Origin of the sequence: Xanthomonas pisi DSM 18956, assembly GCF_001010415.1 — a bacterium.
In the GTDB taxonomy this organism is placed as follows: domain Bacteria; phylum Pseudomonadota; class Gammaproteobacteria; order Xanthomonadales; family Xanthomonadaceae; genus Xanthomonas; species Xanthomonas pisi.
Map to the genome: position 1 here is coordinate 45,086 of NZ_JPLE01000058.1, position 24,728 is coordinate 69,813.

A 24,728-nucleotide genomic window follows, 5' to 3' on the forward strand; every position below is an offset into this window, starting at 1 on the left:
GGCAGTTACTTGGCGTACTTGCCACCGCAGTTGCTGTCCTTGCCCGGTCCCGGTTCGAAGGTGGCCAGCAGGGCGGCGGGCGGGGCGATCATGCCCAGGCCGATCGCGATTGCGCCACGCAGGCCGAGCGCCTTGTAGTCGGGATGAAACGACGGGTCCTTGAAGGTTCCGCCCACGCGCAGCGGCGAGCGCAGGCTGAGGATGCTGCGGTCCTTGGGGCGCGGGCGCAGCAGCAGATCCAGTGTTTCATCCTTCAAGCTGATGTTGCCCTCGCCGATGATGATGGTGTCGGTACTGTCGAAGGCCAGCGCGCGCGATTGCATGAGGCCGTCCTTGACGGCGAAATCGCCGAACATGCAACGCACCGGAATCTGCCGGTCGGCGGTGAACAGGTATTTCAGCGATTCGGCGATGTCCAGGCCGGCCAGTTCCATGATCAGGTTGCCGACATGACCGCGGCCCATGCCGACGCCGATCGAGCCGTCCGCGCTGCCGAGCATCGCGGCGATCGAATTGCCGCGGCCACGCAGATCCAGCTCGCCCCCGATTGCGCCTGAGGCCTGCCTGGCGAGCGCGGCATCTGGAAACAGCCGGTCCAGCCGGATGCCGCGAATGCCTGCTTTCAGCTGCGTGACGATGACCGGGTTGCGTGCATCCATGCGGATGGTCGAGCGGATGTCTCCACCGGCCACGCCGAAATTCAGCGGGTCCAGCTGCAGCAGGCCGTCCTTCAATGTCAGCGACGCATCCATGTCGTCCAGTGGCCAGGACGGCGCATTGATGCGCTGCGCGCGCCAACGCACCTGTGCATCCATCGCGCGCAGTTTGGACAGGTCGTAGGGCGTGGTCGGCAGGATCCGCGCGCTGGCGGCAAGTTGCGCTGCCTGTTTCTTCTGCTGTGCATTGGCCGATTCGTCGGCGCCTGTTTTGGGCGGTGCGCCGACAAAACCGGCCAGGTCGTCGAAATCCAGCCGCTTGGAAGCGAGGTCGGCACGCAGCAACGGGCGTTTGTTGCGCAGATCCACCTCGGCCGTGCCGGACAGATCGCTGTCGCCGGCGGTGCCGGTGAACGTCTCGTAGCGCCACACCTGGCCATCGCGGCGCAGCCGCCCATCGAGGGTGTACGGCGGCGTGGCGGGCATGGCGACGCCGGTCAGCGGGTAGAGATCTTGCATGTCCTGGCCACTGAGCGCCATCTGCAGATCGAAGACACGGAACTGGAACGGATTGGTCAGGGTGCCGCGCACATGCGTGCGGGTGGCGCCGGCACTGCCGCGCAGATCGATGCGGAAGGGATGCTCGCTCTGGCTCAACTCGAGCGGCGAGGCCGTGCTGCCTTTCAGCGTGAATGGGTAACCCTTCCAGCGGCCCTTGCCGTCGATGCCGATCGGTGCTGTACGTTGATCGCTGCGTGCAGGCGCCAGGCTAGCGATGGCCACATCGATATCCGACCGTGCGGCGTCGTCGATGTAATGCAGCCGTCCCTTGGTCACCAGCAGCCGGCCCAGCCGCGGCATGTTGCCATTGCCATCCTGATCGTCGAACACCCAGTTGCCCGGGTGCGTGTCGTTGCCGGCTTCCAGCAGGACAGTGGGCTGATCGAGACGGATTTCCGGCAGCCGCACCTTGCCGCGCAGCAGGGGCCATAGTTCGACGTCGATCTCGGCAGCGCGCATTTCTGCCATCGCACCGCGCTTGGACCATGCGGCATTGGCCAGCTGCAGTCGCTCGCCGCGAACCGTGGTCGTGCGGCCCAGGTCCACATCCAGGTATCCCAGCCGGAAATCGCGGCCGGTCTTGGCGCTGACGATGCGTTCGACCGGGCCGCGTAGCCAGTTCCACTCGAACAGCAACACGAAGATCGCCAGGACCGCAGCAACACCGCCAAGCCCGATCAGCCAGCGTCGACGGCGGCGCATACGGGAGGCGCGGGGATCGGCGGCATGAGTCACGTTGTTCACGTGCGCATGGTTGGCGATGACTCGTGCACGGCGTGCGAACACGCCGGCACTGTTGGGTCACATGACCTGTTCGACCACCGCAACGAAGTGGCAGGCGCTACCGGCGAGCACGAACAGGTGCCAGATCGCATGGAAGTAGCGTTGCGTGTCGCGCTGATAGAAGTAGGTGCCCAACGTATAGAAAAGCCCGCCAGCGAGCAGCCAGCACAGCGACCAGGTGTCCACCGCAACCAGCAGAGGCTTGATGGCCACGATGATCAGCCAGCCCATCGCCAGATAGAGGGCGGTCGACAACAGGCGGAAGCGGCCGGTGAAAAATAGCTTGAAGATCACGCCGGCCGCCGCGATGGTCCAGATTGCAGCAAACAGGCTCCAGCCCCAGGGGCCGCGCAGATTGATCAAGGTAAAGGGCGTGTAGGTGCCGGCGATCAGCAGGTAGATCGCGCAGTGGTCGAGCACCTGCAAGCGTGCCTTGGCACCGACGTGCGGGATGGCATGGAACAGCGTGGAGGCGACGTAGAGCAACACTAGCGTGGCACTGAACACGATGGAGGTGGCCAGTTGCCAGCCGTCGCCATGGATGGCGGCCAGTGTGATCAGCACCGAACCGCCTGCCAGGGCGGCGATGGCACCCAGGCCGTGGGTCACCGCGCTGGCGATTTCGTCGCGCAGGTCGGTCGAGGGGGAGGCGTCTGCGTTCATGCCAAAAAGGTACCGTAACTGCGAGCAATTCGCATTGCCGGCAGCGGGGTCCGCTTGCTGCGGTTCAAGCGCGGGTCAATCGATCGCCTTGGCGTGCGCGTGTTCGCGTGTTGCCGAGAAGCGCACATCCGGCGCACGTTCTTGCGCCAGCTGCAGGTTGACGCGCGTCGGTGCGAGATAGACCAGCTGACCGGCCGCATCCACGCCCAGATTGCCGGCGTTCTTCTCGCGGAATTCCTCCAGCTTCTTGGCATTGTCGCAATGCACCCAGCGCGCGGTGGTGACGCTCACCGGCTCGAAGATCGCGTCCACGCCGTATTCGTCCTTGAGCCGGTAGGCCACCACGTCGAACTGCAGTACGCCGACCGCGCCCAGGATCAGATCGTTGCTCATCAACGGGCGGAAGAACTGCGTGGCGCCTTCCTCGGACAGCTGCGCCAGGCCCTTCTGCAGCTGCTTGAGCTTGAGCGGGTCGCGCAGGCGTGCGCGGCGGAACAGTTCCGGCGCGAAGTTGGGGATGCCGGTGAACGACAGCGATTCGCCTTCGGTGAAGGTGTCGCCGATGGAAATGGTGCCGTGGTTGTGGATGCCGATGACGTCGCCCGGCCACGCTTCGGCGGCGATTTCGCGGTCGCTGGCCATGAAGGTCAGTGCGTTGGCGAGTTTGAGGTCCTTGCCGCTGCGCACGTGCAGCGCTTTCATGCCGGCGGTGAACTTGCCCGAGCACACGCGCATGAAGGCCACGCGGTCGCGATGCTGCGGGTCCATGTTGGCCTGGATCTTGAACACGAAGCCGCTGAGCTTGGCTTCGGTCGCCTCGACCCGGCGTCCGGTGGTGTCGCGTGCCTGCGGCGGCGGTGCGTGCTCGATGAAGAAGTCCAGCAGCGGCTGCACGCCGAAATTGTTGACGCCCGAGCCGAAGAACACCGGTGTCTGCTGGCCGGCGCGGTAGGCGTCCAGATCGAAGGCGTTGCTGGCGCCTTGCACCAGTTCCAGTTCGTCGCGCAACTCGGCCAGCATCTGCTCGCCGATCTTTTCGGCCAGGCCGGGTGCCTCCAGGGACGGGAAGATGGTCGAATCCTGGCGGGTGAAGTTGCGGCCCTGCTCGTACAGGTGCACCTCGCCGCTGATTAGATGCACCACGCCCTTCAGGCGCTGGCCCATGCCGATCGGCCAGGTCACCGGCGCGCACTGGATGCCCAGCACGGTTTCCACTTCATCCAGCAGATCGATCGGGTTCTTGCCTTCGCGATCGAGCTTGTTGATGAAGGTCATGATGGGGGTGTCGCGCAGGCGGCAGACTTCCATCAGCTTGATGGTGCGTTCTTCCACGCCCTTGGCCACGTCGATCACCATCAGCGCCGAGTCCACTGCGGTGAGCACGCGATAGGTGTCCTCGCCGAAGTCGGCGTGGCCGGGGGTGTCGAGCAGGTTGACGATCTTGCCCTCGTACGGGAACTGCATCACCGAGGAGGTCACCGAGATGCCGCGCTCCTTTTCCAGCGCCATCCAGTCCGAGGTGGCGTGACGGGCGGCCTTGCGGCCTTTCACCGAGCCGGCCATCTGGATCGCACCGCCGAACAGCAGCAGCTTCTCGGTCAGCGTGGTCTTGCCGGCGTCGGGGTGGGAAATGATGGCGAAGGTGCGGCGGCGCGCGGCTTCGTTGGAGACTTCGGACATGGGCGGTGCGCGCCCGGTCGGACGCCTGCGGAAACTGAGGAAGCCGGTGATTATAGCGGCTTCGGCGCAGCGGGCCTTTGCGGACCCGCAGCCAGGCGGCATCGGGGCGCCGGGGCGCTAAGGGGCCGGCGAGGGGAAGTGCAGCTCGCCCTGCGGGCCCCACATCCGGAACGGCACCGACACCAGTTGCAGATCCGTGTTGCGCTGCACCGAAAAATGCAGGTGCGCGGCGGTGCTGTAGCCGGTATTGCCGGAGGCGCCGAGTCGTTCGCCGGTGCCGACCCGCTGGCCGGCGCGCACCGCCACGCCGTTCGGGGCCAGGTGGGCGTACAGCGCCATGCTGCCGTCGGCGTGCAGCACCCGCACCAGGTTGCCGCCGCCTGCGGCAGGGTCGTGGGCGCTGCTTTCGGCGACGTCCTTGCGAGTCTCCATGACGACGCCCTCGCGCGCGGCCAGCACCGGCGTGCCCTGGGGGAGGGCGAAGTCCACCGCATACCAGTTGGGCAGGTCGGCATGGCTGAACCGGCCGCCGAAGCCTTGATCCACCTGCACCGGCGCATCGCGGAACGGCAGCTGATAGCCCGCCGGCTGCGGCTGCGCCTGCGGATCGCCAGGCACGATGTCGAGCTTGAGTCCCAGCCCGCCCAGGGTGCGCTGGTTGCTGGCCGGGTATAGCCGTGCCAGCAGGCGACGCTCGTGCGCAGCCATCAGCACCGTGAGCGGCAGTTGCGGCACGGCCCGGTAATCCTCGTTGGGTGGGGCGCTCAGCCGGACCTGCGCAGGCCCGGCCAGCGGGTTGGTCACCCATGCCAGATAGACCGGTGCCTGCCATTCCAGTTGCAGGGCCGGGCTGGGGTCCGTTGTGGCGGAGGCGACTGGCGTCGCCATGGAGCGCGGCGAGGACGGTGCCGCGCCGCCGTTCCAATGCCAGCGTTGTTGCGCAGCGGCGGGCGACGCACCTGCCAGCAGGGCGGCGACCAACACCGCAGTTATGACGGGCGAAAGGGAGCGAAAGACGCGGTGATGCACGCGATTGGCTTGAGCGAACGGAGCCGCAAGTATGCGGTGCATCACGCTACCCGGTGGTATCGGATGAAAATATATCTTTCCATCCGCATGAAGCGATTGACATCGCAAAAATGCGGTGGCATCTTAGCCTCACCATCGAGACCGGCGGAGGGACAGGCCCTTTGATGCCGGGGCAGCCAGCGGAGCGCGCAAGCGCCCGCGTTTGGTGCCAAATCCTGCGGGGACCTTCGCGTCCGCCGAAAGATGGTTCGAATCGTGCCTTGCGCACGTCGAACGCGAGCTCCCGCGAAGCTCGATGGCCGATCCACCCCGGATATCGCCATGAGCCTCGTGACCACAGCATCGCCAACGACCACTGATGACCTAGACACCCCTGCCGCCGACACCGACGGCGTGATCGCGTTGCGCGGCGACATCGCCGTGTCGTTGCCGATGCGTCATGCCGGCATGCGCGAGGTGCGCCTGCGCTACGAACTGATCGGCGCTGCCAATGCGCCGGTGGTGTTCGTCGCCGGCGGCATCTCCGCCCATCGGCACCTCGCGGCCAGCGCTGTGTTCCCCGAGAAGGGCTGGGTGGATGGCCTGGTCGGTGCGGGCCGCGCGCTGGACCCGGCATCGCGTCGCCTGTTGGCCTTCGATTTCCTCGGCGCCGACGGGACCCTGGATGCGCCGATCGACACCGCCGACCAGGCCGATGCCATCGCCGCACTGCTCGACACGCTGGGAATCGCGCGCCTGCACGGCTTTGTCGGCTACTCATACGGCGCGCTGGTCGGTTTGCAGTTCGCGACCCGTCATGTCGCTCGCGTCGGCACCTTGATTGCGGTGAGCGGGGCGCACCGCGCGCATCCGTATGCCGCAGCGTGGCGCGCACTGCAGCGCCGTGCGGTGGCGCTGGGCCAGCTGCAGTGCGCAGAAAATCATGGGCTGGCGCTGGCACGGCAGTTCGCCATGCTCAGCTACCGCACCCCGGAAGAATTCAGCGAGCGCTTCGATGCGCCGCCGGAAGTGATCAATGGCCGCGTGCGGGTTGCCGCCGAAGACTATCTGGATGCCGCCGGTGCGCAATACGTGGCCCGCACGCCGGTCACCGCGTACTTGCGCCTGTCCGAATCCATCGACCTGCATCGCATCGACCCGGCCCAGGTCAGCGTGCCCACCGTCGTGGTGGCGGTGGAAGGCGATCGCCTGGTGCCGCTGGCCGACATGGTCAGCCTGGTCGAAGGCCTGGGGCCGCGCGGCAGCCTGCGTGTGTTGCGTTCGCCCTACGGCCACGACGCCTTCCTGAAAGAAATCGATCGCATCGACGCGATCCTCACTACTGCCCTTCGCATTACCGGAGAAACCGCATGAGCTATCGTGACCCCGCCGACGCCCCCTGTACCGCCGCCACTGCCGCCGTGCGCGCAGGCATCGACCGCGATACCGCCTACGGTGCGGTGACTCCGCCGATCGTGCTGTCGTCGAACTTCTCCTTCGACGGGTTCGGCAACAAGCGTCAATACGACTACACCCGCAGCGGCAATCCCACCCGCGATCTGCTCGGCGAGGCGTTGGCCGAACTGGAAGGTGGTGCTGGCGGCGTCATCACCTCCACCGGCATGGGCGCGATCAACCTGGTGCTCAACGCCGTGCTGCAGCCCGGCGATACGCTGGTGGTGCCGCACGATGCGTACGGCGGCAGCTGGCGCCTGTTCAATGCGCTGGCCAAGAAGGGCCACTTCGCGCTGATCACCGCCGACCTCACCGACCCGCGTTCGCTGGCCGATGCATTGGCCCAGTCGCCCAAGCTGGTGCTGATCGAGACCCCGTCCAACCCGCTGCTGCGCATCACCGATCTGCGCTTTGTCATCGAAGCGGCGAAGAAGGTGGGTGCGTTGACCGTGGTGGACAACACCTTCCTGTCGCCGGCACTGCAAAAACCGCTGGAATTCGGTGCCGACCTGGTACTGCATTCGACCACCAAATACATCAACGGCCATAGCGATGTGGTGGGCGGTGCGGTGGTGGCGCGCGATGCGGAGCTGCACCAGCAACTGGTGTGGTGGGCCAACGCGCTGGGCCTGACCGGCTCGCCGTTCGATGCCTTCCTGACCTTGCGTGGCCTGCGCACGCTGGATGCGCGCCTGCGCGTACATCAGGAAAATGCCGACGCGATCGCCGCGCTGCTGGACGGGCACGCGGCGGTCAATCAGGTGTATTTCCCCGGGCTGGCGACGCATCCGGGCCATGCCCTGGCGGCGCGTCAGCAGAAGGGCTTCGGCGCGATGATGAGTTTCGAGTTGAACGGTGGCGAAGCGGCGGTACGCGCCTTCGTCGATGGACTGCGCTACTTCACGCTGGCCGAATCGCTGGGCGGCGTGGAAAGCCTGATCGCGCATCCGGCTTCGATGACGCATGCGGCGATGACTGCCGAAGCGCGCGCGGCTGCCGGAATTTCCGACGGGTTGCTGCGGTTGTCGATCGGGATCGAATCGGCAGAGGACCTGTTGATCGACCTGCGCGCCGGCCTGGCGCGTGCCGAAGCGACCCTGACCGCCACCAACCGCAAGCAGGTCGACGCGTGAGCACTGTGCTGCCTGTTTCGCGCCGGGCGTCGGCGGCAGCAGTGACGCCGACACCACGGCTGGCATTGCTGGGCACCGGGACGGTGGGCCGCGCATTCGTGACGCGCTACACCGCGCTGCAGCAGCGTCAATTGCAGTTGCCGCGCTTCGACTGGTTGGCCAATTCGCGAATCGCCCAGGATTGCGGCGTGAGCGCGGAGCAGGCATTGCTGCAGGCCAACGCCGCACCGCGTGGACAGGCCGTGCTGCAGCCGTGGGCCGAAACCGTCGCGCTGCGTGCTGGCGATGTGCTGGTGGATGCCACGGCCAGCGATGTGGTGGCCGATTGGCATGTGGAGTGGTTGGGCCGCGGCGTGCATGTGGTGACCGCCAACAAGCTGGGCCAGGGCACGGCGTTGTCGCGTGCGCAGGCGCTGCTTGCCGCCCGCCATGCCACCGGCGCGCAGTATGGCGACAGCGCCACCGTGGGCGCCGGGTTGCCGGTGCTGAGCAGCGTGCGCGCGCTGGTGGCAGGTGGCGACCATATCCATTCGATCGAGGGTGTGCTGTCGGGATCGTTGGCGTGGCTGTTTCATCGCTATGACGGCAGCGGCGCGTTTTCGCAGTGCGTGCGCGAAGCGGTGGCGTCGGGTTATACCGAGCCGGATCCGCGGATCGACCTGTCCGGCGAGGATGTACGGCGCAAGCTGCTGATCCTGGCGCGTGCGGCCGGATGGCAACTGGAGGCCGAACAGGTGCACGTGGAGTCGCTGGTGCCTGCCGGCCTCACCAGCGTGCCGATCGGACAACTGGATGCACGCCTGGGCGAACTGGATGCCGTCGTCAGCGCGCGCTGGCAGCAGGCACGCGCAGCGGGGCGGTGTCTGCGTTTCGTGGGCCGGGTGGACGCGCATGGCGCAAGCGTGGGACTGCGCGAGCTGGCGCTGGATCACCCCTTGGCGGGCGGTGCCGGAACCGACAACCGTGTCGCGATCAGCAGCGACCGTTACCGCGAGCAGCCGTTGTTGATCCAGGGCCCGGGTGCGGGTGCGGAGGTCACGGCGGCCGCGCTGCTGGACGATGTGCTGCGGATCGTGGCGGATTGATGCTTTCGTTGCGCGGCAGATGCGTTGGTTCTGCCGCGGGCTTACCGCTGATTGGTGCGGGCACCCTGGTGGGTGGCGGTCGGACCGGGAGGCTGTCTGCGCCCTGCACCCGCACCATCGCCTGGCAGGCGAGGGTGCCGTTCTTCGTGCGGCAACCTGCCTGCTCGCTCGCCTCATGGTGAGTAGCCAATGATGGCTGCGGCCTGTGCTGCCGTTGCCTGCCGTGTCGTCTTCAAACGCTGCGGGATGGCCGCAACCGGCAGTACCCGGCAGCGGTTGGCAGGGGAGTAACGCACGGCGGCCGATGGCCGTGCGCTGCTGCAATTACTGCGCGATGGCCTTCAACAGTGCGGCATTGAAACGCGCCGGGTCCTGTACCTGCGGCGAGTGCCCCAGGTCGGCGAATTCGATCAGGGTCGCCTTCGGAATGGCCGCAGCTGCCTGCTTGCCGAGCTTGGTGTAGTCGCCGACGCGCGCCTTGACCTGCGGCGGTGCGGTGTCCTTGCCGATCGCGGTGCGGTCCTTGAGGCCGATAAACAACGTCGTCGGTACCGACAGCTTGGGCAGCTCATACACGACCGGTTGGTTGAACACCATGTCGTAAGTCAGCGCCTGATTCCAGGCGACCGCCTGCTTGCCGTTGCCCAGCGACATGCCGGCCTGCATGCGCGCCCAGCGTTCGAATTCGGGCTTCCATTGACCGGCGTAATACACGTCCATCTGATATTTCTTGATGCGCTCGAAACTGCTTTTCAGTTCGTTGTCGTACCAGGCATCCACGCTGCGCCACGGGATGCCTTCGGCGTTCCAGTCTTCCAGGCCGATCGGGTCGACCAGGGCGAGGTGTTCGGTGGCCTGCGGGTACATCAGCGCGTAGCGGATCGCGAGCATGCCGCCCATCGAGTGGCCGACGACCACTGCGCGGTCGATCCCCAGTGTTTTCAGCAATGCGTGGGTGTTGTCGGCCAGCTGCGCGAAGGAGAATTGATAGGCGGCCGGTTTGCTGGATTTGCAGAAGCCCACCTGGTCCGGCGCGATCACGCGGTAGCCGGCCTTGCTCAGGGCCGCGATGCTGGATTCCCAGGTGGCCGCGCAGAAATTCTTGCCATGCAGCAGCACGGCGGTGCGTCCGTTCGGCTTGCCGGTGGGTGCGACATCCAGGTACGCCATCTCCAGCGGCTGCTGCTGCGAGGTGAACGCGTGTGTCTTGACCGGGTAGGGGTAATCGAAGCCTTCAAGACGCGGGCCGTAGCTGGCTTGTTGAGCCATCAGCGGGCCGCAGGCCAGGGTCAGTGCGAGTGCACAGGCAAGATGTCGCATCGTGTTCTCCATCCGGGATCCGTGCCGGAAGGCTACCTGGCGCACCGTGGTGGAGGCGTGGATCCGGGCGGTGCCGCGGCGAGGGGGTATGGCGGGCTGACGTGCCCTCATCCGCCCTTCGGGCACCTTCTCCCGCAGGCGGGAGAAGGGGGCCTTCTGCGGAATGGCATGGCGATGCGGGCTTGTCTTCTGCCGCAGGCGCAGGCCGGTTGAGGGCTGCTGCAGTGGTGCCTATTACTGGATCAACCCGGCGTGATGCGATGCGTTCTGATCGCATCACGCCACCGGCAGACTCAGCACTCGATGACGTTCACCGCCAGGCCGCCGCGGCTGGTTTCCTTGTATTTGTCCTGCATGTCGCGGCCGGTGTCGCGCATGGTCTTGATGACCTTGTCCAGCGACACCTTGTGCTTGCCGTCGCCACGCATGGCCATGCGGCTGGCGTTGATCGCCTTGACCGCGCCCATGGCGTTGCGTTCGATGCATGGGATCTGCACCAGCCCGCCGATCGGATCGCAGGTCAGGCCAAGGTTGTGTTCCATGCCGATTTCCGCGGCGTTCTCGATTTGCCCCGGATTGCCGCCCAGCGCGGCGACCAGGCCGCCGGCGGCCATCGAGCAGGCCACGCCCACCTCGCCCTGGCAGCCGACTTCGGCGCCGGAAATGGAGGCGTTCTCCTTGTAGAGAATGCCGATGGCCGCAGCGGTGAGCAGGAAATCGAAGATGCGCTGCTCGGATGCGCCGGGGCAGAAGCGGTCGAAGTAATGCAGCACCGCCGGGATGATGCCGGCCGCGCCGTTGGTGGGCGCGGTGACCACGCGGCCACCGGCCGCGTTTTCCTCGTTGACGGCAAGTGCATACAGGTTGACCCAGTCCAGCGTGGTCAGCGGGTCGCGCATGGCCGCTTCCGGCTTGGACGACAGTTCGCGATACAACGCCGGTGCGCGCCGCGACACGTTCAGGCCACCCGGCAAGGTGCCTTCCTGGCGGATACCGCGCTCCACGCAGGACTGCATGGCCGCCCACAGTTCGCGCAGGCCGGTGCGGATCTCGTCCTCGCTGCGCCAGCTCTTTTCGTTTTCGAACATCAGCGCGGCAATGCTCAGGCCGCTGCGTGCGCATTGCGCGAGCAGTTCGTCGCCGCTGAGGAAGGGGTAGGGCAGCGGCGTTTCGTCGGCTACGATGCGGTCGTCGGCGGCGTCGTCCTGGTTGACCACAAAGCCGCCGCCCACCGAGTAGTAATCGCGCGTCGCGATCACGCTGTCGTCGGCGGCGTACGCGGTGAAGCGCATGCCATTGGTGTGGTACGGCAGCTTCTGCCGCTTGTTCATCGGCAGGTCGCGCTTCTCGTCGAAGCCGATTTCGTGCTGCCCCATCAGGGCGATGCGCTTGCTGGAGCGGATGCGCTCCAGCGTGGCGGGGATGATGTCCGGGTCGATCAGGTTGGGGCGGTGGCCTTCCAGCCCGAGCAACACGGCCTTGTCGGTGCCATGGCCGCGGCCGGTCAGCGCCAGCGAGCCGAACACTTCGGCGCGGATGCGCACCACGTCCTGCAGGCGGCCGGCATCGAGCAACCAGCGATGCACGAAACGCTCGGCGGCGCGCATCGGCCCCACGGTGTGGGAGGAACTTGGACCGATACCGATCTTGAACAGGTCGAACGTGCTGACAGCCATGCGTGCCGGAGAGGTGAGCGTAAAGGCGGCTATTCTAGTCGTTCGATGATTGCGGCACGGCTGCAGCGCAGCATGAGACCTGTTCGATGGCCCTGACCCTGTACCAGCGCGACGATTGCCACCTCTGCGACCAGGCCGTGGAAGTGCTGGCGCAGGTGCGTGCCGGCGAGTTCGCTAGCGTCTTTATCGACGACGATGCGGCGCTTGAGTCCGCTTATGGGGCACGTGTGCCGGTGCTACGCGATGCACGCGGGCGCGAGCTGGACTGGCCGTTCGATGGCCAGCGCTTGCGTGCGTGGCTGGATGAGGCTGGCCGCTGATAGGCGCTTGCGGATATGGTTCGCGTCTGCTGATGGACTGAAGGCCGTTACAAGCGATTTGCACGTCAGGTGAGCGAGACCGGTTTGCGTTTGCGCCACGTGAACACGCTGATTTCAATACGTCGCCCGCAAGTACCCGGCAATTACACGCTGGTTTGGTTCACCTGCGGCGTTGGGGGGGGGGCGTTCAGTCGTCGCCGTTCAACGGCACAGCTGGTCCTCACATGGCACGCCATCGTTGTCGCCGTCCATCTTTGTGCCGGGACAGTTACGCAGCACCCAGGTGGCGTCGTCGCAGGAAGTCATCTGCGAGCAGTGTTTGCGCCCGCCGCAGCTATAGTGCGGCGTGAGTGCGGGCGTGGCAGACGTTTTGCCTGCCGCTGCAGGGGCCGTAACCGCTGGCGAGCTCTGGAGCGCTGCGCGGTCTGGCGGCGTCCTGTCTGCCGGTGCCCGTGCCGAAACTACTGAAGAAGTTTCAGGGGGCGCTGGGGCTGGCATCGGCGTGTCCCGATCGAGATACGCATAGCCGCCAGCAACTGCCACGAGCAGCAGCAACAGGAGCTTGCCCAGCCCGATCAAGCGATGGCTCGATGGCGCTTGCGTTGCCGCATGCTGTCTGCGTGGGCCACGTCCGGCTGCCGGCGCGCCGGCGCGCATCACGCGCACTGCCTGGCGTCGCCCATCCTTGCCCTGTTCGATCTCGAAGGAAATCAGCTCACCAATACGTGGCGCGTCCGGACTGCGTGGAAACGCGGAGATATGCACGAATAGCTCATCGCCGGGCTGCGCCGGGGTGATGAAGCCGAAGCCACGATCGGCATTCCAGCGGGTCAACGTTCCATGTGTGCGCATCGGCGGCGTCCGAGGGGTGGACGCCAAGTCTAGCTGTCGCGCGGTGTCATCCGGCCACGGGGCAGAAACCACCGGGCATAAAAAAGCGGCGGACCCGACGAGGTAGTCCGCCGCTCAGTGGCCGCGTCCGGTTGCGGCCTGTGGCCTTACTTCGCCTTCAACACGACCTTGGTGCTGATCGCGGTTTCGTTGGGAATGGTCTTGGTGTCGGCCCAGTCGCCGCCGCCCACGCCGAAGTCGAGCCGCTTGACCACCGCCTTGCCTGCCAACACGGGCTGCGCGCCCGGCGTCCAGGTGAAGGTCAGCGTGACCGGCTTGCTGACGCCGCGCAGTTCCAGGGTGCCGTCGGCCGCGTATTGATTGCCGCCGAGGGCACGGAACTTGTCGGCGCGATAGCGTGCGGTGGCGAACTTGGCGACGTTGAAAAAGTCCGGGCCTTGCAGGGTCGAATCGCGATCGTTGTTGCCGCTGATCGCGCTGGCCAGCGGAATGCGCACATCGAGCTTGGCAGCGGCCAGATTGGCCGGGTCGAAACTCAGCGTGGTGTCGAAAGCGGGGAACTTGCCGGTGAACACTTCGCCGTCGTACTTGCTGGCAAAGACCAGCGACGAGCCGGGCGCCTGGACGTAGTCGGCGGCCAGCACCGGCGCGGTGGCGAAGGTGGCGACCAGCGACGCGGCGACCAGCAGGGGAGAGGCGAACAACTTGGACGACATGGGGAATCCTTAGGGTTTGGAGGACAGCCAGCCGCGCGGCAACATCCGCGCCAGTGTGGCATCACGCTGGAACACGTGGTGGTACAGCGCCGCGCCGGCATGTGCCAGCACCACGGCGATCAACAACCAGAAGCCCCACTCGTGGATGGCGTGGGAGGTGACGCGTAGCTGCTCGTCCGGGCCACTGAGCTTGGGGACTGCGAACAGGCCAAACCAGCGGAACGGGCGCAGGCCGCTGCTGGAGTCGTACAACCAGCCCGACAGCGGCATGGCGAAGATCATGGCGTACAGCAGCCAGTGGGTCAGCCCGGCGATCCGTTCCTGCCAGCGCGGTGTGCCCGCCACCGGTGGCGGCGCGCCCGCGTACAGGCGCCAGCCCAGCCGCACGATCACCAGCGCCAGCACGGTCAGCCCCACCGATTTGTGCGCGGTGTAGACCCAGAAGTATTTCGGCGTCTTGGGCAGTTCGCCCATGGTCAGGCCGACGATACCCAGCACCAGGATCAGCACGGCGATCAGCCAGTGCAGGGCCTGGCTGACACCGCCCCAGCGCTCGATGTTTTTCAGGCTCATGTTCGCGATTCCGGGCTGGCGGCTGCGTCAGGGGTGGTGGGTTCGGCTTGCGGCGGCGCAGTGTCGTCGTCGGCACGGCCTTCGCGCACGGCTTCGGCTTCGATGCGCAGTTCCACGGTGTCGCCGATCATCGACTTCCACGCATCGATCCCGAACTCCGCCCGGCTCAGCGTGGCGGTGGCCGAGAACCCGGCAGTGCGGCGAAACGGCGGCAGCGGGTGGCGCTTGAGCGCGTTCAGGGTGACGTCCAGGGTCACCGGGCGGGTGACGCCGTGCAGGGTCAGGTTGCCGGTGACCTTGGCGTGGTTCTCGCCGCTGGCCTCCACGCGCGTGGAGACGAAATGCGCGTCGGGAAAGCGCTCGGCGTCGAGTAGGTTGCGTGCCAGGGTGGCCTCGTTCCACTTGGCATCGCCCAGGTCGGCGCGGTGCAGCGGCACGCTCACGTCCAGTCGTGCGGACGCCCAGTCCTCCGGGTCGAACACCAGCGTGCCGCTACTGCCCGACACGGTGCCCAGGGCCTTGGAAAAGCCGGCATGTTCGATCGCGAACAGCACGCGGGTGTGTACCGGATCCAGCGCATAGCGCACCGGTGCGGCGGAGGCGGCCAGGCTGGTCAGTGCCAGGGCGGGAAGGAGCAGCAGGCGGGCGAAGGGCGTCATGGGCGGATTCTAGACACATCCCGGCGCTGCGCGCGCGGCTTGCGCTTGCAACGATCCATTGCGAGCATGCCGGCTGGACGTGGAAAGGATTCCCGCATGCGTGGTCTGTTACTGGGGTTGCTGGTTGCGTTGATGGCATTGCCGGCCCTGGCCGAGGTGCCCGCCATCCCGCGCTTTCGCATCGTGGGCGCCGCCGAAGGGCTGCCTTCGACCATGATTACCGCAATCGCACAGGATCGTGCGGGGTATTTGTGGATGACCACCACCGATGGCCTGGTTCGGTATGACGGCGCCGAGTTCAAGGTATGGCGTAACGACCCGACCGATCGCTACTCGCTACGCAGCAATGCCTTGCAGGCGATGTATATCGACGACCAGGACCGCATCTGGCTGGCGCTGGCGGGCGCCGGGCTGGCGATGCTGAGCGCCGACCGCAGCAAATTCACCGCATATCTGCCCGACGACGTTCCCGCGCTGTCGTCGGGAGATATCTATGCCATTGCCGGCCGGGGCGATGAGATCTGGCTCGGCATGTCGACCGGCAATGTCTTGCGCCTGGACGCCGGGGGAAATTTCAGCTCACTGGATCTGTCCAGGATGGAAGATCCGCTAGACCCCAATCCGGTCTACGCGCTGGCCTTGGACGACCGGGAGCGCATGTGGATCGGGACGCTCGGCGGTTTGGCGTACTACGACGGGCTGGCCTTGCACCGCGTTCGACCGGATGGCGACGCCAGCGGTATCAATGCGCTGCAGTGGGTAGGGCAACGGCTATGGACCTCCTCGGAGACCGGGTTGCGCTACATGGATTCCTCCGGGGGGTGGCATACGCCCGCCTGGGCTTCGATGTTTGCGACAGGAAATCGGGCCTGGGCGGTGGCCGATGCCGGAGATGGCGAATTCTGGCTCGGCACCGAGCAGGGGCTATGGCACACCCGCGCCAGTCATCCACCCACGCCGGTCAACAACGGTGACCAACCGCTGGTTTCCAATCGGCATGTGACCACGATCTGGCGAAGTCCGCACGGAGGGATCTGGGTGCCCCTGCATGGCCGTGGGCTTGCCTACCTGCGCGAAGACTGGCGTCGGACCGCAGCCTTCAAGCAGGTGAACGATCAGGGCAAAGGCATCTCCTGCAGTCTTGCACCGGCCAATCGCTCTGGCGGCCTGTGGCAGTTCGATGGCAGTGGCAGGTTGTTGCGCTACGACACCTCGTCTGGCGCCTTGGTGCAGACCGGAGTCCAGCATCCGGATCTGCGTGAGATGGAAGTCATCTCTGCGCTGGAAGACCGTCGCGGGCAGCTCTGGCTCGGTAACAATCAGCATGCACTGTCGCGCCTGGACCTGGCGACTGGTGAGTTGACGCATTTCACCGGGGATGGACCCGCCGAGGCGGCGCTCTGGATCGGGGAGCCTGGCGATGGCAGCGTGTGGGCAGCGTTCGAGCAAGTGATCCAGCGACGCGACCTGGTCAGTGGGCGCGTTCTGGAGACGATCTCCCCAAACGATCTGCATGGCCTGAAGGAATTGCCGTACTACCAGATCAACTTGGGGCCGGACGGGCGCGTGTGGATCAGCGCTACTGGCGGAGTGTATGCCTGGCATGCCGAAACGCATCGATTCATGCTGGTGCCGGGGCTGGATGTCGATTTCATCCAGCGCTTTGTGGTCAAGGATCGCAATCGCATCTGGCTTTACATCGCCGGTAGCATCGAGCACTGGGAGCCACGTCATGGCGTCTGGAAACGGGTCAGCCGCATTCGCGCTGCCGAAGGATTTCCCGCCATGGATGCCTACGGCCTCGAGCTGGATGCGCTTGGTCGCGTGTGGATGTCCGGTGCGCGTGGCCTGTGGCGCATCGACCCGCGGACAACGCCTGCCAAGATCCGCAGTTTCGGTGCGCGCGATGGGTTGACCAGCCAGGAGTTCAGTCGCCACTGTCTGCTGATGTCCGACAACGGTGTATTGGTGGGCGGAACCGCCGATGGATTCACCTTGCTGATCGACACCAATGCGCCGGATGTTCCCTCGTTTACCCCGCAGATGCGGCTGGAAGCGGTGAGCGTGCAGCAGGGCGACCGACGTCGCGCATTGCCGATCGGCGGTGGCTTTGCGCTGGTGCCGAGCGATCGCCAGTTGCGCATCAATATGCGCCTGCTGTCTTTCGTCGACCCGATGGCCAACCGCTACCGCACGCGATTGAAAGGCTTCGACACCGATTGGGTGGAGCATGGCGCTGCGGGCATGCGCGAATTTTCATCGTTGCCGCCGGGCGAGTATGTGCTTGAAATGCAGGGTATCGATCCGCTCGGCAATGCCTCGCAGGTGCAATCGTTGCGGTTTTCGGTGCTGCCGCCCTGGTGGCGTAGCGACCTCGGTATTGCGTTGACCTGCATGCTCGGTCTGCTGCTGAGTGCACTGCTCGCGGCGGCCTACCGCCATCGCGTCCGCATGCGGGCGCAGTGGCAGCTGGCCCAGCACAAGCGCGAGCTGGCCGAGCAGGCGTCGTTGGCCAAGACGCGCTTTCTGGCGACCCTGGGGCACGAGGTGCGCACGCCGATGACCGGTGTGCTGGGAATGAGCGAGTTGCTGCTGCAGACACCGCTGGATGCGCGCCAGCAAGGCTATGCCGGCGCGATCCAGTCGGCCGGCAAGCATTTGCTGCGCTTGGTCAACGATGCGCTGGATCTGGCGCGGATCGAAGCCGGCAAGCTGCCGCTGGACAATCGCGATTTCGATCTGCGCCTGCTGATCGGACAGGTGGTCGAACTGGTCCGTCCCAGTGCCGAGCAGAAGCAGCTGGCCTTCGAATGCGAACTGGATGACGCGCTGCCGCCGGCACTGCATGGCGATGCCAGCCGGGTGCAGCAGATTCTGCTCAATCTGCTGTTCAATGCGGTCAAGTTCACCGAACGCGGCAGCGTGCAATTGCGCGTGTCGGCGTTGCCGCAGAGCCCTGCACAAGGCATTCGGGTGGAGGTGCGCGACACCGGTCCCGGCATGAGCGCCGAGCAACGTGGGCGCCTGTTCCAGCGCTTCGAACAGGCCGAAGGCGCACTGACCCTGGCCCGGCATGGTGGCAGTGGGCTGGGCCTGGCGATCTGCCGCGAGCTTGCAGCGGCGATGGGCGGGGTGGTGAGGGTGGACAGCGAATTGGGGCAGGGCGCGTGCTTCGTGGTGCAGTTGCCGTTGCGTTGGGTTGCGGCATTGCCTACGGCGGTCCCTGCTCCGGCACGTGCGTCCGCTGCCCGGGATCAGGCGCCGCTGCAGTTGCTGCTGGTCGAAGACGACCCGACCGTGGCGCAGGTGATCGTGGGCTTGCTGCAGACACGCGGGCACCAGGTCACCCATGTCTTGCACGGTTTGGCCGCCCTGGCCGAGGTGAGCACACGCAGCTTCGACGCGGGGTTGTGCGATCTGGATCTGCCCGGCCTGGACGGTGCTGCGCTGGTGGCGCAACTGCGCGCGCGCGGGGTGCGCTTCCCGATCGTGGCGGTCACTGCACGGGCCGACGCCGATGCCGAGCCGCAGGCGATGGCGGCTGGCTGCAATGGATTCCTGCGCAAGCCGGTCACCGGCGAGCTGCTGGCCAACGCCCTGGCACGGGTGCTTGCCGACGCTGCGGATTTGCGGGACAGGGGCGAGGCCGCCGTCGACTAGGGAGACGTCAGCTGGAGCAGGTACAGTGCAGGACAGCCGGGGAGTGCGCGCGATCGCGCAGGTGGCTGGGACAAGGATGACGATGAAACAGGTAGTGCTGTGCGTGCTTGCCGTCATGGCGCTGTTGATCGGCGTGGAGGCAGCGGCGGTGAACCAGATCGAGACGCCGCGCATGCGTCGGTTCGGTCCGGCCGAAGGCCTGCCTTCGCGCATGGTGCTGGCACTGGCGCAGGATCGGCAGGGTTATGTCTGGGCGGCGACCAGCGACGGCCTGGCGCGCTACGACGGTATCGGCCTGCAGGTGTGGCAGCACGACCCGCACAACGCGCGCTCGATTCCCGGCAACGAGGTGGAAACGCTGCTGGTCGACGATCGCGACCGGGTGTGGCTGGGCGTCAACGGCTCGCCACTGAGCATGCTGGATGCGGATCGTGCGGCATTCGCGAGCTTTCCGGACGTTGCGCAAGCCTGCGCCGGGCAGGTCTGGGCGCTGGCGCAGGCGCAGGGTGCGCTGTGGATCGGAAGCAGCAGCGGTGGCCTGTGCCGCCGCGAGGAAAATGGCCGCATCACGGTGTTCCGTGCCTCGCCCGACGCAGCGGACGGGCTGCCCAGCGACACCATCATGAGCATGCTCACCGATGCGCGCGGCCGGCTGTGGATCGGTACCGCTGGCGGGCTGGTCGTGCGCGACGGCGATCGCTTCGTACGCGTCGCGCCCGATCGACTGAGCACGATGGTGTTGAAGCTCAGCAAGGATCCCGATGGCACGCTGTGGGTGGGAAGCGGCAAGGGCCTGTATCGGGTGACACCGGCCGGGGTGCTCGAGCCCGCGCCCTGGGAAGGATCCTCCGGCGTGCGCGCCGGTACCGTGGTGCACGACGTGCATGGCGGTTACTGGGTGGGTGCGGCCGATGGGTTTTTCCGCGTTGCGCCGGGCGAGACCAGACTGCGCGTCATGGAAGGCGATCGGGGCAGTGGCTTTCTGACCGCCCATAGCGGCGTGCTCGATGTCATGCAGGACCGTCAGGGCGGTATGTGGCTCGGGTTGATTTCGCAGGGCCTGGCCTACCTGCCGCCGGATTGGCGGCGCTTCTCCACGATCCTGCAGGCGCAGGGCGAGCCGCTGGAAAGCCTGTACCTGATGAACGCCGCCGCCGACGGCGACAGCTTCCTGGTGACGACCGGCGAAGGGGTGTATCGCGTCGGCGATCAGGGCGAGATCGTTCCCGTGCTGCACAGCGATGTGCTGGGGGGCGGCAGCGTGCAGTCGGTGTTGCCGGCCGGCGATGGCAGCCTGTGGGTGGCGCTGCGTGAGGGCGTGATGCGGTATCAGCCCAAGACCGGCGAAAAACACGCGCTCGCGATGCAGTTCGGCACTTCCGACACCCATCGCGTGGAACTGATGACGCCGGGCATCGATGGCGAGTTCTGGCTGTCGATCGTCGAAGGCGGCGTGCAGCGGCGTGCGGCAGATGGTCGCCTGCTGGCAACGTTCCGTTTTGGTGCCGACCTCAGCGTGGTGAGGGGCATGGTGCAGCAGCTGCTGGTCCGGCCGGACGGCTCTGCTTGGGTGGCCGCCGGCGACGGGCTGTGGGTGTGGCAGGGCGAGCGCTTTCGCAGAGTGATCGGCCCCGACGCCAGGCGTGAAGTCTATGCGTTGGCGTTCGTATCGCCGCATGAATTCTGGGCCGGGCGGCCCGGCGCGATCGAGCGCTACCGATGGGATGGCCGCAACGCGCAGTTGCTGGAGCGGGTGGGGCATGCCCAGGGCTTGCCCTCTACCGAGATCCGTGGATTGGCATTGGGCGGTACGGACACCGTCTGGGCGACCACCTCGCGCGGCCTGTACGCCTACCGGCGCGGCCAGCCGCAGGTGCGCATGTTCGGGCAGCGCGACGGCCTGCCGGACAGCGAATTCTCGATGCGCCCGCCGGTCACCGGCCCCGGCGGGCAGGTGCTGGCATTGACCACCAGCGGCATCGTGTTGTTCGATCCCGCACAGCCCTTCGCGCCGGCACCGGTGGCGCGGCTGGTGATCGAATCGGTGCAGGTCCGCCGCAACGATGCCGAGCACCCGCAGCCGTTGCCGCACAAGGGCACGATCGTGCTGCAGGCGCGCGATCGCGATCTGCGCATCAGTGCGCGGTTGTTGTCGTTCGTCGACCCTGCCTCGGCCCGCTATCGCTACTTTGTGGAGGGCTACGACGCGGGGTGGGTGGAGCAGGGCGCCACCGGCGAACGCGTGATGTCGCGGCTGCCGCCAGGCGACTACCGCATCGACGTGCAGGCGCGTGCCGGCGACGGCGACTGGATCGCCGCACCGTCCCTGCATCTGCGGGTGCGTCCGCCGTGGTGGCTGAGTACGCCGGCGCAATTGGTCGCGGTGCTGTTGGGCGTGCTGCTGCTTTGCCTGGGCGTGTGGGGATGGCGGCGACGCACGCGTCGCCAGCAGGAGTGGGTGCTGGCGCAGCAGCGCCAGCAACTTGCCGAGCAGGCCTCGATCGCCAAGTCGCACTTCCTGGCGACGCTGGGGCATGAGGTACGCACGCCGATGACCGGTGTGCTGGGCATGAGCGAGCTGCTGCTGGCCACGCCGCTGGACGCGAAACAGCGCAGCCATGTCGATGCGATCCGCAAGGCCGGTGCGCATCTGCTGCGGCTGGTCAACGATGCGCTGGATCTGGCACGGATCGAAGCGGGAAAACTGGAACTGGTGCAGCAGCCCTTCGATCCATCGCAGCTGACCCAGGAACTGGCCGATTTCATGCACCCCATCGTCGAGGCGCGTGGGCTGCGTTTTCATTACCGCAATCAGCTGCCCGCCACCCTGTCGGTGTTGGGCGACGCCACGCGGGTGCGGCAGATCCTGATCAACCTGCTCGGCAATGCGATCAAGTTCGCCGAGCGCGGTGAAGTTGGGCTCACCGTCAGTCGGCATGGCGACTGCCTGCGCTTCAAGGTCCGTGATTCCGGTCCAGGGATCGGGCCCGAGCAACAGAAACGCCTGTTCCAACGCTTCGAACAGGGCGAGGGTGCGCGCACCAGCTCGCGCTATGGCGGCAGCGGGTTGGGGCTGGCGATCTGCCAGGAACTCACCGTGGCGATGAAGGGCCAGATCCGTGTCCGCAGCCGATCGGGTATCGGCACCCAGTTCACCGTGGATCTGCCGTTGCCGATCGATCGATCGGCCCCCCGCAGTGCTGCCGGCGAAATACGCACTCCGGCCGGCGCGCCGCTGCGCATCCTGCTGGTGGAAGACGACCCGACCGTGGCCGAGGTGATCAGCGGGCTGTTGATCGGGCGTGGCCATCGCGTGGTGCATGCCGCACACGGTCTGGCGGCGTTGTCCGAAGCGGTCGATGGCGGCTTCGATGTCGCGCTGCTGGACCTGGATCTGCCGGGCCTGGACGGCTTTGCGCTGGCCCTGCAGCTGCGCCGGCTCGGTCACGGGTTCCCGTTGCTGGCGGTGACCGCGCGCGCCGATGGCGATGCCGAACGCCAGTCGCGTAGTGCCGGCTTCGATGGGTTCCTGCGCAAACCGGTCACGGCCGATTTGCTGCTGGAAGCGATCGCGGCTGCGCGTGAGGCGGCGAGTTCGTGCGCGGCACTCGCCGATGGCGCTGCAGCGGGCGTATCAAAGTGAGGCAATGCGTACTTGCTCATGCTCAATGTGGCCCGCGCCATGCTGCGACCTGCGGTGAAATTTTTATGCCACGTCTGCGTCCTTGTCCCAATTTTCGTCGCACCCTTGCTGCACTGTGGTTGGTCCTATTGATCGCAGCGCTGCCCTTGCTTGCATGTGCAGCAGTGCCGACGACGCCTGTACCGATCCAACTCACCGTGGCCGACGGACTTCCTTCCAACACGGTGAATGACTTTGCCGAGGATAGGAACGGCTATTTGTGGCTGGCAACGGCCGATGGTCTGGCCAGATTTGATGGACGAAGTTACCGCATCTGGCGGATGGAAGACGGGCTGACAGACAATTTTGTCTGGGCTATGCGAGTCGATGCCGACGACCGGCTGTGGGTCGGTTTCAATGACGGTGGTGTGGGTGTCCTGGACCCTCAACGGCGCGCATTCAAACTCCTGGAGAGCACACAGTTTCCTGAGCTCAGACGAGCCACGGTGTGGGCGATCACGCAGACGCCTGACGGCGATCTATGGTTTGGAACTTCAAAGAACGGTCTGTATCGGCGGCGGCAAGATGGCCGCATGCAGCGCTTTATATTTGCGGCAGACGATGCGAGGAGCTTGCCGGGAAACAACATCACCGCCTTACGTGTCACGCCTGACGGGTCTTTATGGATTGGAGGCAACTCAGGCGTGGCCCGCTGGACAGGTAGAGACTTTGAGCGTGTGCCACTGCCTGGAAACACGCAATCTTCTAACGGAATGCGTCTGGATTCGCGTGGAACTCTTTGGGTCACTGACGGAAGCTACCAGCTATATCAACTGAATTCAAAAGGGCAATTTGTAACGCAGCCTTGGTATGGAAATGAAAACGATCAGCGTGTTGGAGGCGTGTTGCTGCGCGATCGGGTCGGGCGCTATTGGCTGGATACGATGGCCGGTTTGGGGATTTCGACTGGTAAGGATGTCGTTAACGTACCGATCTACAGCCTTTCTGCCCATGGGCTGGTAAAGCCGAGCTGGTCCAGTGCATACGAAGATCGTGAGGGAGGTATATGGTTTGCTAGCCTCAATGGTGGGCTTTGGCATTTGCCTCCTAATTGGAATACCTTTGCGGTACTGTCTTATCATGCCGATGATCGTCAATCGATTTCCAATCCGTTCGTAAAGGCTTCCGCAGTTTCCGCATCGGGTGGATTGTGGATTGCCGGGACACGTGGCGTTCTTGAGCGGTTAGATCCAAATAGCGGGGTAGTGGAACGTCATTTGCAGCCAATCTATGATTTGCGCTGGCCAGTTTCCCTGATTGAAAGTCGAAGCGGCTACGTCTGGATAGGTCTTGCCAAATCGCTTGTTCGCTATGATCCTCGCACTAAACAGTCCAAGCGCTGGCCGCTTTCTACCGAATCGGCATCGACGAATTACGACAATCCGGAACGCCTGGCGCTGGATGCGCAGGATCGGTTATGGATCTATATGACCAATGCCGGATTGCAGATTCGCGATGACGAGGGCCGGCTGATTCGAGAGATAGCGCACGGAAGTCATGGCCTTGATACCGCAAACGTCTACGACCTCAGGCTCGGTCCCGATGGGCAAATGTGGCTTGCCAGCTCGACTGGTTTAAGGCGCTGGGATCCGAAAGCCGACGCTTTCGTCATGGTTCGAGGTGCGCCTGCTTCAACGAATTATGTGTTCCGTTTCACCGACTCGGGCGTTGTCTGGATCGGGTTGATGGGTGAGCTGCGGCGCTACCTCTGGGATGGCGTGCAACTCAAGCATCTGGACACGATCGACAGGACACAAGAGTTTCCCATGGTGGCGCCTAATGGACTTGTGGTGGACGGTGCCGGCGTGGCTTGGGTATCGAGCGCGCGAGGCCTGATCAGAGTGGACCCCGCCAGCAAAATGGTGCGGGTCTACGGGGTTCATGATGGGCTTCCCAATCAGCAGTTTCAGGAAAACACACTTGTACGTGCAACTGGCGGGCAGATTCTAGGCGGAACACCCGATGGTGTTGTGCTGTTTGATCCAACCCAAATGCGTCCGAATACGCGCCAGCCACCGCTACTGATTGAGCGCGTAGGTCTGCGTCGTGGCGAGCGCGGACTGGATGTCACCGGTGTGGAGCCGCTACAACTGCAGCACGGCGATCGCGATCTGCATATCGTCGCGCGCATGCCGACCTTCACGCATTCGGAGTCAACCAGCTACCGCTTTCGTTTAAGTGGTTACGATCCGGACTGGATCGACGTCGGGCCCGGGGGCGAGCGCTTGTTTTCGCGCCTGCCCCCG

Annotated in this window: 17 protein-coding genes and 1 riboswitch; of the genes, 7 read left to right on the top strand and 10 right to left on the bottom strand. The window is 65.6% G+C overall.

The window, feature by feature from the left end:
• Positions 1-5 precede the first annotated feature (5 nt).
• The 4 genes from Y887_RS13705 to Y887_RS13720 form a co-directional block, all read right to left on the bottom strand.
• Positions 6-1,919 carry an AsmA family protein gene (locus tag Y887_RS13705; RefSeq protein WP_084726039.1) on the bottom strand — a complete coding sequence of 638 codons (1,914 nt, stop codon included), beginning with the start codon at positions 1,917-1,919 and terminating at the stop codon, positions 6-8.
• A 99-nt stretch (positions 1,920-2,018) separates the two neighbouring features.
• Positions 2,019-2,663 (bottom strand): PAQR family membrane homeostasis protein TrhA, encoded by a 645-nt coding sequence (gene trhA / locus Y887_RS13710; RefSeq protein ID WP_046964862.1) that lies wholly within the window; start codon positions 2,661-2,663, stop codon positions 2,019-2,021.
• A 75-nt stretch (positions 2,664-2,738) separates the two neighbouring features.
• Positions 2,739-4,343: a peptide chain release factor 3 gene (locus tag Y887_RS13715; protein ID WP_046964863.1), complete on the bottom strand. Its 1,605-nt coding sequence runs from the start codon at positions 4,341-4,343 to the stop codon at positions 2,739-2,741.
• A 117-nt stretch (positions 4,344-4,460) separates the two neighbouring features.
• Positions 4,461-5,372 (bottom strand): M23 family metallopeptidase, encoded by a 912-nt coding sequence (locus tag Y887_RS13720; protein ID WP_046964864.1) that lies wholly within the window; start codon positions 5,370-5,372, stop codon positions 4,461-4,463.
• A 129-nt stretch (positions 5,373-5,501) separates the two neighbouring features.
• Positions 5,502-5,622: riboswitch (SAM riboswitch) on the top strand.
• 71 nt (positions 5,623-5,693) lie between these two features.
• Between Y887_RS13720 and metX the strand changes: the two genes are divergently transcribed.
• The 3 genes from metX to Y887_RS13735 are packed head-to-tail and all read left to right on the top strand — an operon-like array spanning position 5,694 to position 9,024.
• The gene (metX, locus tag Y887_RS13725) at positions 5,694-6,725 is read left to right on the top strand and encodes a homoserine O-succinyltransferase MetX (protein ID WP_046964865.1); all 1,032 of its coding nucleotides are present in this window, start codon (positions 5,694-5,696) and stop codon (positions 6,723-6,725) included.
• A complete protein-coding gene (locus Y887_RS13730; protein WP_046964866.1) occupies positions 6,722-7,939 on the top strand; it encodes an O-succinylhomoserine (thiol)-lyase in 1,218 nt (405 codons plus the stop codon). The genes metX and Y887_RS13730 overlap by 4 nt, the downstream gene beginning before the upstream one ends.
• A complete protein-coding gene (locus Y887_RS13735; RefSeq protein WP_046964867.1) occupies positions 7,936-9,024 on the top strand; it encodes a homoserine dehydrogenase family protein in 1,089 nt (362 codons plus the stop codon). Before Y887_RS13730 ends, Y887_RS13735 begins: the two co-directional genes overlap by 4 nt.
• A gap of 324 nt (positions 9,025-9,348) precedes the next feature.
• Here Y887_RS13735 and Y887_RS13740 read toward each other — a convergent pair whose 3' ends face one another.
• Both Y887_RS13740 and Y887_RS13745 read right to left on the bottom strand, forming a co-directional pair.
• Complete coding sequence (locus tag Y887_RS13740; RefSeq protein WP_046964868.1) at positions 9,349-10,356, bottom strand: alpha/beta fold hydrolase; 1,008 nt, start codon at positions 10,354-10,356, stop codon at positions 9,349-9,351.
• A 281-nt stretch (positions 10,357-10,637) separates the two neighbouring features.
• Entirely contained in the window at positions 10,638-12,020 is a 1,383-nt protein-coding gene (locus tag Y887_RS13745) for an L-serine ammonia-lyase (RefSeq protein ID WP_046964869.1), read from the bottom strand.
• A gap of 86 nt (positions 12,021-12,106) precedes the next feature.
• On the opposite strand from Y887_RS13745, the gene Y887_RS13750 reads away from it, so the two are divergent.
• Positions 12,107-12,340, top strand: a complete 234-nt coding sequence (locus Y887_RS13750) for a glutaredoxin family protein (protein ID WP_046964870.1) — start codon at positions 12,107-12,109, stop codon at positions 12,338-12,340.
• Between the two features lie 201 nt (positions 12,341-12,541).
• Here Y887_RS13750 and Y887_RS19205 read toward each other — a convergent pair whose 3' ends face one another.
• From Y887_RS19205 to Y887_RS13765, 4 genes are all read right to left on the bottom strand, one after another.
• Positions 12,542-13,174, bottom strand: a complete 633-nt coding sequence (locus Y887_RS19205) for a cold shock domain-containing protein (RefSeq protein ID WP_342749432.1) — start codon at positions 13,172-13,174, stop codon at positions 12,542-12,544.
• A 164-nt stretch (positions 13,175-13,338) separates the two neighbouring features.
• Positions 13,339-13,908, bottom strand: coding sequence for a YceI family protein (locus Y887_RS13755; RefSeq protein WP_046964871.1), 570 nt, complete (start codon positions 13,906-13,908; stop codon positions 13,339-13,341).
• Positions 13,909-13,917: 9 nt separating this feature from the next.
• Positions 13,918-14,481 (bottom strand): cytochrome b, encoded by a 564-nt coding sequence (locus Y887_RS13760; RefSeq protein WP_046964872.1) that lies wholly within the window; start codon positions 14,479-14,481, stop codon positions 13,918-13,920.
• Positions 14,478-15,140 carry a YceI family protein gene (locus tag Y887_RS13765; protein WP_046964873.1) on the bottom strand — a complete coding sequence of 221 codons (663 nt, stop codon included), beginning with the start codon at positions 15,138-15,140 and terminating at the stop codon, positions 14,478-14,480. The genes Y887_RS13760 and Y887_RS13765 overlap by 4 nt, the downstream gene beginning before the upstream one ends.
• 96 nt (positions 15,141-15,236) lie before the next feature.
• On the opposite strand from Y887_RS13765, the gene Y887_RS13770 reads away from it, so the two are divergent.
• The 3 genes from Y887_RS13770 to Y887_RS13780 form a co-directional block, all read left to right on the top strand.
• Positions 15,237-18,800 (top strand): hybrid sensor histidine kinase/response regulator, encoded by a 3,564-nt coding sequence (locus Y887_RS13770; RefSeq protein WP_046964874.1) that lies wholly within the window; start codon positions 15,237-15,239, stop codon positions 18,798-18,800.
• Between the two features lie 76 nt (positions 18,801-18,876).
• Positions 18,877-22,443, top strand: coding sequence for a sensor histidine kinase (locus tag Y887_RS13775; protein WP_046964875.1), 3,567 nt, complete (start codon positions 18,877-18,879; stop codon positions 22,441-22,443).
• A 65-nt stretch (positions 22,444-22,508) separates the two neighbouring features.
• Positions 22,509-24,728, top strand: a 2,220-nt coding sequence (locus tag Y887_RS13780) for a ligand-binding sensor domain-containing protein (RefSeq protein WP_046964880.1), incomplete at its 3' end; no start/stop codon positions are given.

Coding starts and splice junctions, on each gene's coding strand:
- Y887_RS13705 (WP_084726039.1), bottom strand. CDS start 1,919: ATGCGCCGCCGTCGACGCTGGCTGATCGGGCTTGGCGGTGTTGCTGCG.
- trhA (WP_046964862.1), bottom strand. CDS start 2,663: ATGAACGCAGACGCCTCCCCCTCGACCGACCTGCGCGACGAAATCGCC.
- Y887_RS13715 (WP_046964863.1), bottom strand. CDS start 4,343: ATGTCCGAAGTCTCCAACGAAGCCGCGCGCCGCCGCACCTTCGCCATC.
- metX (WP_046964865.1), top strand. CDS start 5,694: ATGAGCCTCGTGACCACAGCATCGCCAACGACCACTGATGACCTAGAC.
- Y887_RS13730 (WP_046964866.1), top strand. CDS start 6,722: ATGAGCTATCGTGACCCCGCCGACGCCCCCTGTACCGCCGCCACTGCC.
- Y887_RS13740 (WP_046964868.1), bottom strand. CDS start 10,356: ATGGAGAACACGATGCGACATCTTGCCTGTGCACTCGCACTGACCCTG.
- Y887_RS13745 (WP_046964869.1), bottom strand. CDS start 12,020: ATGGCTGTCAGCACGTTCGACCTGTTCAAGATCGGTATCGGTCCAAGT.
- Y887_RS13750 (WP_046964870.1), top strand. CDS start 12,107: ATGGCCCTGACCCTGTACCAGCGCGACGATTGCCACCTCTGCGACCAG.
- Y887_RS13755 (WP_046964871.1), bottom strand. CDS start 13,908: ATGTCGTCCAAGTTGTTCGCCTCTCCCCTGCTGGTCGCCGCGTCGCTG.
- Y887_RS13760 (WP_046964872.1), bottom strand. CDS start 14,481: ATGAGCCTGAAAAACATCGAGCGCTGGGGCGGTGTCAGCCAGGCCCTG.
- Y887_RS13765 (WP_046964873.1), bottom strand. CDS start 15,140: ATGACGCCCTTCGCCCGCCTGCTGCTCCTTCCCGCCCTGGCACTGACC.
- Y887_RS13770 (WP_046964874.1), top strand. CDS start 15,237: ATGCGTGGTCTGTTACTGGGGTTGCTGGTTGCGTTGATGGCATTGCCG.
- Y887_RS13775 (WP_046964875.1), top strand. CDS start 18,877: ATGACGATGAAACAGGTAGTGCTGTGCGTGCTTGCCGTCATGGCGCTG.